Origin of the sequence: Streptococcus wuxiensis (genome assembly GCF_040888245.1) — a bacterium.
GTDB lineage: Bacteria > Bacillota > Bacilli > Lactobacillales > Streptococcaceae > Streptococcus > Streptococcus wuxiensis.
Genome location: NZ_JBFNFE010000006.1, coordinates 20641 through 31060, shown reverse-complemented (window position 1 = coordinate 31060; position 10420 = coordinate 20641). Strand labels below are relative to the sequence as shown.

Sequence of the window (10420 nt, the reverse complement as noted above, 5' to 3'; positions counted from 1 at the left end):
AAAGGTATTTAACTAAATAAAGCATTTATTAAAAGGAGTAAATTTATGGAAGATAATATAATTAAAGAAGAAATTTTAAGTGTTTTAAATGAAAACGATTGGCAAATGAAGATTAAGAATCTGATGAATGTCTCTAGTGAATCGGAGATAGAGATAGAGGTAAAATCTATTACACAAGCTGACAGCAATGATTTTATTTTAGTAAAACTTCTCGTAAATGGCCAGGGAAGTTTATTTGCTTTTGACTTAAATTATAACCAAAGTGATAATATTGTTGAAGTTATAGCATCGGAAGATATAACAGAAGCTGAAATTCGCAACAATAAAACTAGTTTCGATATTTCTTACTGGTCATACAATATAACATATAGCCAATTATCAAATATGTATGAAAAAAAGATAATAAAAGTTCCTGATATGCAAAGGGGGTTCGTTTGGAGTAAACTCCAAGCTTCTCGCCTTATTGAGTCAATTCTTATGGGACTTCCACTTCCTAGTATTTTTTTAGTTCAAATTGAAGAAGAGGGGAGAAAAAAATACTTAGTAATTGATGGCCTCCAGAGAATTACAGCAATTAATTCTTTTATTAAAAACAGGCGTTTACCTAACTCAACATTAAAGAATAATGCAGGTTTTGCATTAAGTGGCGTAAATCAGAAATTTAATGGGAAAACTTTTGATGAATTAGATTCAGAAGGTTTGGCGGATAATTTAGAGCTAAATACAATTAATGTTATAGAATTTAAACAGTCAAGTCCTTATACTGAGTCAGCAATTTATCAAGTTTTCGAAAGGTTAAATAGTGGTGGAACTTCTCTAACTAGTCAACAAATTCGAAACTCTATTTATTATGGTTACTTTAACAAAAAATTAAATCAGTTTTCAGAAAAATACATCTCTCAATATTTTTCACAGAGTGCAAATCTTAATCTTATGAATTCTGAACTTGTTCTCAGAACCATCTCTATTTTTGACTTAATAAGAAATGATGGAGGAATTGATTCGTTTTCTACTGTGGGAAGCATAGTTTATAAAAATTTACAAAATGATACTGCTGAAAAATATCACATAGAGTATAAAAAAAGTGAAAGAAGAGAAATGCTGAGAGAGTATGAGGAAAAAATAGACAACTTATTTAATGATTTATTAATTTCTTTAACTCTTGCCAAAAAAATATTAGAGGATGATGCCTTTAAAAGATATATTGGGAAAACAGATACTTTTACGACTAGAATTTCTCCAATCCTATTTGAAACAATAATTGTTACGTTAATGTTAAATTTAAATAAATATAGTGAGGAAGAACTACTCTCCAAAAAGGAAAGAATTAGAACAAAGTACAAGGAGCTCTTCATTAATAAATCAGAGGATCAAAACAGTGATTTTGAGTTATTTTTTACACAAGGAACTGGCAAGCGAGATAATATTAGCAATCGAATAACTACTATGCAAAAGGTATTCTTTAATGATTAATAAATTTAAAAATAATCTTATAAATTTGAAAAAATCACTTGAAAACTTAGAACCTTTAGATCATAGTGATGATTCGTATAGTCTATTAGTGAACGATCTATTAATAAAAATTTATTCATCGTTTGAACAATACAATAAATCATTACTTAGAGAACTCAAGCAAGAAATCGAAAGCAATCATAGATTTTTACCTATAAGTAAAGTACATAAAGATATAAATGATAGGTTTGTTGCTCCTACAAAAAGTGATTTATTAATTGAAAAGTTTACTATACTTAAAGAGGACTATTTTTTTGATGAGTATAAAAGATTAATAGATTCAATTGTTAATGAGAGAAATAGATATGCACATCAAGGTAATCATGAATTATCGGTAGAAGTTCTTCTAGGGGGGTTAGTTGGAATTCAATATACCGTGAGAAGGATGTATGATATTTATAAAGTTTGGGGAGATGTTGATACATCAACAATATATAATTTAATAGAGAAAGAAAAGACATTTATAAAACAGGCTACAAATTTAAAAAATATTCTTAATGAACAATCGAAGAGTTGTGAAGTAGTTTCTTCCTCTACCAAAAGGATATTTGATGAATTTTTAGCTGTAAGAAACGATTTTTTGACCTTGTTAGATGTATTTGAATCTTATAATTGTTATAGCGTAAAAAAAACTAGTATTGAAGGTTTGGATGTAGATATAACTAAATATAGTGCCAGTGATTATAACGGGATATTCAGCAGTTACTATTCTAAGATTATGAAAAATTATCTTGGCATGGAAACGCTGTCTAAGAATATTTCTGTAGAAATTATGTTAGAAACATTAGATTTTTATGAGCATTCGATATTTAAAATTCAAGATATTTAAACAAAATATTTAACTCTCAAAAATTGAATTAATTTTTTTAATTAGCTTTTCATAGAAGATGTTGTAGAATGACTACAACCTCAATATCCCTCGTTATGTGGATACCTTTGAGGAAGAAGAAGTCGAGCCACTGACAGACATCGTCAGCAAGATTAACCAGACAAATAAAGCAATCGAAAGCCAAACAGCTTCTCTACTTGAAATGCTCGGTCAACTCCACGGAACTACACCAGAAGCCGATGCTGAACTCAAAGAGTTTTTGAAAAACTTTAAAGGGTGATGGGGTAATCAATTCGCTCATTTTATAGGTACAACTTTGTTTCCGTATTTCCTGGGAACTAGTAGAAAGTTAGGAGAAATATGGAAAACAACAACCAACGTGCCCTTTGTCAGCAACTCTGGGCGGAAAATAAATACCTCGTTTTAAGCCATTCCAGCAATATTTACAAGGACATTCGCCAGTATCTCAAGCAAGAGGTGGTGGAGCTGAGTCGGGTTCAAGAGATGATTGACTGTGCCTGCCAGATCCCAGAACACAGGGGTCAGGTTTGCAACGCCTTTCAGCATATTTGGGGCTATTTTAAAAAGCAAGCCAGCCTTGATGAGCGCAAAGACTATATGCTCTTGCTGGATCGCTATCGCTTTGGTCAAGCTTCCAAGCAAGACTTGATTACAAGGACTCGAGACTTGCTTGAGTGTTACCCAAATGCTTATCTGCAACAGTCTACCTTGCTGAAAGGAGACTCCCATGAGACTTTGGCATGAGACTTTGATTTCACAACTTCCCCGTCCTCAACTCTTGGGGCAACATCGAGAGTGTTGTGCCCTTCGTGGCAATGGTTGGGGCAGAAAGCATGCGACGGTTGATTATGTCTTTACCCACTCGCCCTATCGTCTCTATGCCTATCATCGCTTGATCATGGAGGAGATGGCGAGTCGTGGCTACAATGTCAGTCCAGAGTGGCTAGACAAGAACTACCGTGGCAAGACCTGCCCTCCTTATCAAGACTTAGCGGAGGAAAAGCTGAAAAGTCCAATCTATAGTGAGCATGACCATGCCTACTATGAGGAGTGTCTGGCTAATCTCCGAGAGAAGGGGATTGACCTATAGTCTTTTCTAATAGCAAGCCATAGTCGGCTTTCAATTTGTTGATGTTTTGTTCTGAACCTAGCTATTTAAAAATTCTATGAATCGTTGTCTATCAAAGGATTTGGAGAATCTTCTCCAAATCTTTTTTTTTCTTTTAAATCAAGATATAGTTTCAAACTATATCAAAGCCTAATTTTTTACAATTATACAGACGCTTTCTTTTCTGTTAAGATAGTTTCAACAACAATTTTTGGAGGACAAAACATGTCAACTACTATTATCGGATTCCCACGTTTGGGTGAATTCCGCGAATTAAAATTTACAACTGAAAAATATTTTAGAAAAGAAATCTCAGAAGAAGAACTTTTGGCTGCTGCTAAAGAATTACGTGCGAAACACTGGAACATTGTCAAAGAAAAAGGCATCACTGAAATCCCATCAAATGACTTTTCTCACTATGACAACTTCCTTGATGCTGCTTTCCTTTTCAACGTAGTTCCTGCATCTGTTCAAAACTTGGAATTATCTGATCTTGAACGTTACTTTGCTTTGGGACGTGGTTACCAAGGAGAAAAAGGGGATGTCCGTGCCCTTCCGATGAAGAAATGGTTTAACACTAACTACCACTACATCGTTCCTAAATTTGAAAAAGACACTCAAGTAAAATTGGCTGGTCACAAGATTTTCGATGAGTTCCAAGAAGCTAAAGAACTTGGTCTTAACACTCGTCCTGTCCTTGTAGGTCCATTCACTTTCCTTCAATTGTCAGACTATGAAGAAGGTGTGAAAGCAGAAGATTTCGTAGATAGCTTAGTGGCTGCTTACCAAGATGTTTTTGCGAAATTGGCTGAACTTGGTGCGACTCGTATCCAATTGGACGAAGCTGCTCTAGTCAAAGACTTGACAGAAGAAGAAAAAGCTCTCTTCTTGAACCTTTACAACAAATTGTTGGCCGACAAAAAAGGTCTTGAAGTCTTGCTTCAAACTTACTTCGGTGACGTTCGTGACGTTTACGCTGACCTTGTGAAATTGCCAGTAGATGCGATCGGGCTTGACTTCGTTGAAGGTAAGAAAACTCTTGAACTCGTTAAAGGTGGATTCCCAGCTGACAAGACTCTTTATGCAGGTATTGTCAATGGTAAGAACATCTGGCGCAACAACTACGAAAAGAGTTTGGCTGTTCTTGAGCAAATCCCAGCTGAAAACATTGTTTTGACAAGCTCATGCTCACTTCTTCATGTGCCATTTACAACAGCTAATGAAGAATTTGAACCAGCTATCTTGAACCACTTTGCATTTGCAGTTGAAAAATTGGATGAAATCCGTGACTTGGATGCTATCCGCAACGGTCAAGGTGCAGAAGCACTTGCAGCTAACAAAGAACTCTTTGCGACAGAACGTGTTGGTGAAAATGCGGAACTTCGTGCGCGTATCGCTGGATTGACAGATGCAGACTACACTCGTTTGCCAGCCTTTGCAGAACGTGAAGCTATCCAAGAAGATGCCTTCAAACTTCCAGCTCTTCCAACAACAACTATCGGTTCATTCCCTCAAACTAAGGAAGTTCGTGCTAAACGTTTGGCCTTCCGTAAGGGTGAGTTGTCAGCAGAAGACTATGACAAGTTCTTGGCAGAGCAAATCGACGAATGGATTAAATGGCAAGAAGAAGTTGGATTTGACGTTCTTGTACACGGTGAATTCGAGCGTAATGACATGGTTGAGTACTTCGGTCAAAACTTGTCAGGTTACCTCTTCTCTAAGAATGGTTGGGTACAATCATACGGTATGCGTGGGGTTAAACCACCAATCATCTGGGGTGATGTCACTCGTCTCAACCCAATCACTGTGAAATGGTCTAGCTACGCACAAAGCCGTACTGACAAACCTGTTAAAGGTATGTTGACTGGACCTGTTACCATCCTTAACTGGTCATTCCCACGTGAAGACATCTCTATCAAGGATTCAACTCTTCAAATCGCCCTTGCTATTAAGGATGAAGTTCTTGACCTTGAAGCTGCAGGCGTGAAAATCATCCAAATCGACGAGGCTGCTCTTCGTGAGAAATTGCCACTTCGTCGTAGCGACTGGTACGAAGACTACCTTGACTGGGCTATTCCAGCCTTCCGCTTGGTACACTCTACAGTAGCGCCAGACACTCAAATCCACACTCACATGTGTTACTCAGAATTTACAGATATCATCCCAGCTATCGACAACATGGATGCGGACGTTATCTCATTTGAAGCTAGCCGTTCAAATCTTGAAATCTTGGACGAACTCAAAGCTCAAAACTTCCAGACAGAAGTGGGTCCTGGAGTTTACGATATCCACTCTCCTCGTGTGCCTAACGAAGGCGAAATCGACCACACCATCGAAGCCATCCTTGCGAAAGTTCCAAGCAAGAAAGTATGGATCAACCCTGACTGTGGTTTGAAAACACGTGGTATCCCAGAAACGAAAGAAAGCTTGATCCGCCTTGTAGACGCTGCGAAAGCTGCGCGTGAGAAATTGTAAGAAAAGACAGTTCTCTCTACACGGTTGATCAGTAAGAAATCAACTAGAAAAGGTTCATACATATGTCACGTCAAACACCGTCCCTCTCATTTGAAGTTTTCCCTCCAAACCCAGAAGTAGGCAATGACAAAATTATCGCAGCCCTGAAAGACATGCAGGGCTTGGCACCACACTTCATCAGTGTGACTGCTAGTAATAATAAATTTAATATCAAAGAGACGACGGTTCGTTTGGCAGACTATATCCAAAATGATTTGGAGATCCCAACCATTGCTCACTTGCCAGCTATCTACTTGACTAAGGATAAGGTGGCTGAGACCATTGCGGATTTGGATAAAGTTGGTGTTCAAAAAATCTTGGCTCTTCGTGGGGATATCATTCCAGGTGTTGAGCCACAGAAGGATTTCCGTTACGCCACAGACTTGATTGAGTTTATTAATGAACAGGCACCACACTTTGATATTATTGGAGCTTGTTACCCAGAAGGGCACCCGGATTCGCCAAACCAAATCTCAGATATTCAAAATCTCAAGAGAAAAGTGGATGCAGGCTGTTCAAGTCTTGTCACTCAGCTATTCTTTGACAATGAGCGATTCTACGATTTCCAAGACAAGTGTACCTTGGCAGGGATTGATGTTCCCATTCATGCAGGTATCATGCCAATCCTGAATCGTAACCAAGCGCTTCGTCTCTTGAAGACTTGTGAGAATATCCATCTCCCACGTAAATTTAAGGCTATCTTGGACAAGTATGAGAATGACCCTGAGTCACTCAGAGCAGCAGGACTTGCCTATGCCGTAGACCAAATCGTGGACTTGGTAACGCAAGACGTAGCAGGCGTGCATCTCTACACCATGAACAATGCAGACACTGCTCAGTACATTCACCAAGCAACCCATGCCTTGTTCAATCACCAACCTTAAAATAATCAAAAGCAAACCATTCTTCTTTTCATAGCAGAATGGTTCCTTTTTTATAGAAAAGACCGTACTTTTTAAGAAAAATATGATAAAATAGACTCTGTACGTACTTGATACAAAGATGAGGGTATTTAGGTTTTAACGATTTTTAATAGTCGATTAATTTTTAATCAAAATCTGAAAATTGGTGTCTATAAAAAATACGAACGAAGTGAGTGTTAAAAGATATTTCACGCTATAGTGGTATCCTAGAGAATAACTCTGTTATTTTCTAGGACGGAATTTTTGAGACTTCAGGCTTAAAAATTAGGGATGAAATTCCTTGGATTTCTAAAATCATCCACTGGATAATTTTACCTCCCGTCCGCACTGTACCAGTGAAATATCAAAAAGATTCATAATTGAATTTTGGCCTCATTTCTTAGGAAAAAAGATAAGCTTTCTAGCACTCATCGAGTGCGGCGTCACCTTCCTATTTTTCTACAGAAATGTTCGGCAAGCCGAAACGTCCAAAATATCTTGATTAATTGAACCCGGCCGAAAAGCCGTGTAAAAAAGATAAACTGTCTTGTCTTCATCGAAGACTTCGTCAGTTTCCTATTTTTACTTTGCTTTTGACGGCCTTAGTATCTTGATCTTTGTAGGCAAGGCGTATAATTTTATCAATCCAAAGGGGATTAAAATGACAAAACAAGTGTTTCAAACGACTTTTGCGGGTCGTGAGTTAATCGTAGAGACTGGTCAGGTTGCTAAGCAAGCAAATGGCTCTGTTGTGGTACGTTACGGTGAGTCAACTGTCTTGACTGCTGCCGTTATGTCTAAGAAGATGGCAACTGGGGACTTCTTCCCGCTTCAAGTCAACTACGAAGAAAAAATGTATGCGGCTGGGAAGTTTCCTGGTGGCTTTATGAAACGTGAAGGACGTCCTTCAACAGATGCGACTTTGACAGCGCGTTTGATTGACCGTCCAATCCGTCCAATGTTTGCGGAAGGTTTCCGTAATGAAGTGCAAGTCATCAATACGGTTCTTTCTTACGATGAAAATGCATCTGCACCAATGGCAGCTATGTTTGGTTCATCATTGGCCTTGTCTATCTCAGATATTCCATTTGACGGCCCAATCGCTGGGGTACAAGTAGGCTATGTTGATGGTCAAATTATCATCAACCCAACGCAAGAACAAGCAGATCAATCACTTCTTGAATTGACAGTAGCTGGTACGAAACACGCTATCAACATGGTAGAGTCTGGTGCCAAAGAATTGTCAGAAGAAATCATGTTGGAAGCTCTTCTGAAAGGACATGAAGCTGTCAAAGAATTGATTGCCTTCCAAGAAGAAATCGTTGCGGCAGTTGGTAAAGAAAAAGCAGAAGTAGAATTGCTTCATGTAGATGCTGACTTGCAAGCTGAAATCATCGCAGCTTACAACAGTGACCTCCAAAAAGCGGTTCAAGTAGAAGAAAAATTGGCTCGTGAAGCTGCAACTCAAGCAGTGAAGGACCAAGTCACAGCCGTTTACGAAGAAAAATATGCAGACCACGAAGAATTTGACCGTATCATGCGTGATGTGGCTGAAATCTTGGAACAAATGGAACACGCAGAAGTGCGCCGTTTGATCACAGAAGACAAGGTACGTCCTGATGGTCGTAAGGTCGATGAAATCCGTCCTTTGGATGCGGTTGTTGACTTCGTTCCCCGTGTGCACGGTTCAGGTCTCTTTACTCGTGGACAAACTCAGGCTCTTTCTATCTTGACTTTGGCGCCAATGGGTGAAACGCAAATCATCGATGGTTTGGATCCAGAGTACAAGAAACGCTTTATGCACCACTATAACTTCCCACAATACTCTGTAGGGGAAACAGGTCGTTACGGTGCGCCTGGTCGTCGTGAAATTGGTCACGGTGCTCTTGGTGAGCGTGCCCTTGCTCAAGTTTTGCCAAGCTTGGAAGAATTCCCATACGCTATCCGCCTAGTAGCAGAAGTCTTGGAATCAAACGGTTCTTCATCTCAAGCCTCTATCTGTGCGGGAACACTTGCCCTTATGGCTGGTGGTGTGCCAATCAAGGCACCAGTAGCAGGTATTGCGATGGGTCTCATCTCAGATGGTAATAACTATACAGTATTGACAGATATCCAAGGTTTGGAAGACCACTTTGGAGATATGGACTTTAAGGTTGCAGGTACTCGCGATGGTATTACAGCCCTTCAGATGGATATTAAGATCCAAGGGATTACTGCTGAAATCTTGATGGAAGCTCTTGCTCAAGCCAAGAAAGCTCGTTTTGAAATCCTTGATGTGATCGAAGCAACTATTCCAGAAGTGCGTCCAGAATTGGCTCCAACAGCTCCGAAAATTGATACTATTAAGATTGATGTTGATAAGATCAAGATTGTCATCGGTAAAGGTGGAGAAACCATCGATAAGATCATCGCTGAAACAGGCGTTAAGATTGACATCGACGAAGAAGGTAACGTATCTATCTACTCTAGCGACCAAGATGCCATCAACCGTGCTAAAGAAATCATTGCTGGTTTGGTTCGTGAAGCGAAAGTGGACGAAGTCTACCATGCCAAAGTTGTTCGTATCGAGAAATTTGGTGCCTTTGTCAACCTCTTTGACAAGACAGATGCCCTCGTACACATTTCTGAAATGGCTTGGACTCGTACTAATAATGTAGAAGATTTAGTTCAAATTGGTGATTTTGTAGATGTGAAGATTATTAAGATCGATGAAAAAGGTCGTGTAGATGCTTCTATGAAGGCACTCTTGCCACGTCCGCCAAAACCTGAACGTTCAGAAGAAAAAGGGGATAAAGGTCATCGTCATGGCGATCGTCCTCGTCACCACCACAAGGACCACAAACCTAAGAAAGAAACTACAGAAACACCAAAAGACTCAGAATAAGAAAGGAGAAATGTATGGGATGGTGGCGTGAAACCATTGATATCGTAAAAGAAAATGATCCAGCGGCTCGCACTACCTTGGAAGTCTTGCTGACTTATCCTGGTGTCAAAGCCTTGGCTGCTCACCGTCTCTCTCATTTTCTCTGGAAACATGGCTTTAAGCTTTTAGCTCGTATGCACAGCCAGTTTTGGCGTTTTTGGACGCAGATAGAGATTCACCCTGGTGCTCAGATCGAATCAGGTGTCTTTATTGACCATGGAGCAGGACTTGTGATTGGGGAAACAGCTATCGTTGAAAAAGGTGTTCTTCTCTACCATGGGGTTACTCTTGGTGGGACAGGTAAGGATAGTGGCAAACGCCATCCGACCGTTCGTAAAGGAGCTCTCATCTCTGCTCATGCCCAAGTCATCGGACCTGTAGAAATCGGTGAAAATGCCAAAGTCGGTGCCGCTGCGGTCGTTGTGGCAGATGTTCCTAGTGATGTGACGGTTGTCGGTATTCCTGCTAAGATTGTTCGTGTTCACGGGCAAAAGGATGAACCAACCATTCACGAAGTCGAAGAAAAACGTGAATACTACGTCAATAAACTTGAGCATGCTAGAGAAGCCAGCCACAGGTCGTCTGGTTTGTAATGAGAAGTGACTCTTTAA

The 10420-nt window shown here is 39.6% G+C and carries 8 protein-coding genes and 1 pseudogene; all 9 read left to right on the top strand.

The features are described from left to right. Positions 1-45 precede the first annotated feature (45 nt). The 9 genes and pseudogenes from AB2B47_RS07270 to cysE all read left to right on the top strand — a co-directional run bounded on the left by AB2B47_RS07270 (position 46) and on the right by cysE (position 10402). Complete coding sequence (locus AB2B47_RS07270; RefSeq protein WP_320693963.1) at positions 46-1473, top strand: DUF262 domain-containing protein; 1428 nt, start codon at positions 46-48, stop codon at positions 1471-1473. After that, positions 1466-2341, top strand: coding sequence for a hypothetical protein (locus AB2B47_RS07265; RefSeq protein ID WP_320693962.1), 876 nt, complete (start codon positions 1466-1468; stop codon positions 2339-2341). The genes AB2B47_RS07270 and AB2B47_RS07265 overlap by 8 nt, the downstream gene beginning before the upstream one ends. A 67-nt stretch (positions 2342-2408) precedes the next feature. Then, positions 2409-2621, top strand: a pseudogene (locus AB2B47_RS07260) (type I restriction-modification system subunit M); the annotation flags it as partial. An 80-nt stretch (positions 2622-2701) separates the two neighbouring features. Continuing rightward, entirely contained in the window at positions 2702-3106 is a 405-nt protein-coding gene (locus AB2B47_RS07255; RefSeq protein WP_320693961.1) for a YbgA family protein, read from the top strand. Beyond that, on the top strand, positions 3090-3452 hold the full coding sequence (locus tag AB2B47_RS07250; RefSeq protein ID WP_320693960.1) for a TIGR02328 family protein: 363 nt from the start codon (positions 3090-3092) through the stop codon (positions 3450-3452). Before AB2B47_RS07255 ends, AB2B47_RS07250 begins: the two co-directional genes overlap by 17 nt. Before the next feature lie 243 nt (positions 3453-3695). Then, positions 3696-5945, top strand: a complete 2250-nt coding sequence (gene metE / locus AB2B47_RS07245) for a 5-methyltetrahydropteroyltriglutamate--homocysteine S-methyltransferase (protein WP_320693959.1) — start codon at positions 3696-3698, stop codon at positions 5943-5945. 62 nt (positions 5946-6007) lie between these two features. Next, positions 6008-6868 carry a methylenetetrahydrofolate reductase [NAD(P)H] gene (gene metF, locus AB2B47_RS07240; protein WP_320693958.1) on the top strand — a complete coding sequence of 287 codons (861 nt, stop codon included), beginning with the start codon at positions 6008-6010 and terminating at the stop codon, positions 6866-6868. Between the two features lie 679 nt (positions 6869-7547). Continuing rightward, positions 7548-9770 carry a polyribonucleotide nucleotidyltransferase gene (gene pnp, locus AB2B47_RS07235; protein WP_320693957.1) on the top strand — a complete coding sequence of 741 codons (2223 nt, stop codon included), beginning with the start codon at positions 7548-7550 and terminating at the stop codon, positions 9768-9770. Positions 9771-9784: 14 nt separating this feature from the next. Then, positions 9785-10402, top strand: coding sequence for a serine O-acetyltransferase (gene cysE, locus AB2B47_RS07230; RefSeq protein ID WP_004251281.1), 618 nt, complete (start codon positions 9785-9787; stop codon positions 10400-10402). Positions 10403-10420 lie beyond the last annotated feature (18 nt).

Bases quoted from the DNA above. Each gene is read 5' to 3' on its own strand.
- AB2B47_RS07265 (WP_320693962.1), top strand. From the start codon at position 1,466: ATGATTAATAAATTTAAAAATAATCTTATAAATTTGAAAAAATCACTT.
- AB2B47_RS07255 (WP_320693961.1), top strand. From the start codon at position 2,702: ATGGAAAACAACAACCAACGTGCCCTTTGTCAGCAACTCTGGGCGGAA.
- AB2B47_RS07270 (WP_320693963.1), top strand. From the start codon at position 46: ATGGAAGATAATATAATTAAAGAAGAAATTTTAAGTGTTTTAAATGAA.
- pnp (WP_320693957.1), top strand. From the start codon at position 7,548: ATGACAAAACAAGTGTTTCAAACGACTTTTGCGGGTCGTGAGTTAATC.
- metF (WP_320693958.1), top strand. From the start codon at position 6,008: ATGTCACGTCAAACACCGTCCCTCTCATTTGAAGTTTTCCCTCCAAAC.
- metE (WP_320693959.1), top strand. From the start codon at position 3,696: ATGTCAACTACTATTATCGGATTCCCACGTTTGGGTGAATTCCGCGAA.
- cysE (WP_004251281.1), top strand. From the start codon at position 9,785: ATGGGATGGTGGCGTGAAACCATTGATATCGTAAAAGAAAATGATCCA.
- AB2B47_RS07250 (WP_320693960.1), top strand. From the start codon at position 3,090: ATGAGACTTTGGCATGAGACTTTGATTTCACAACTTCCCCGTCCTCAA.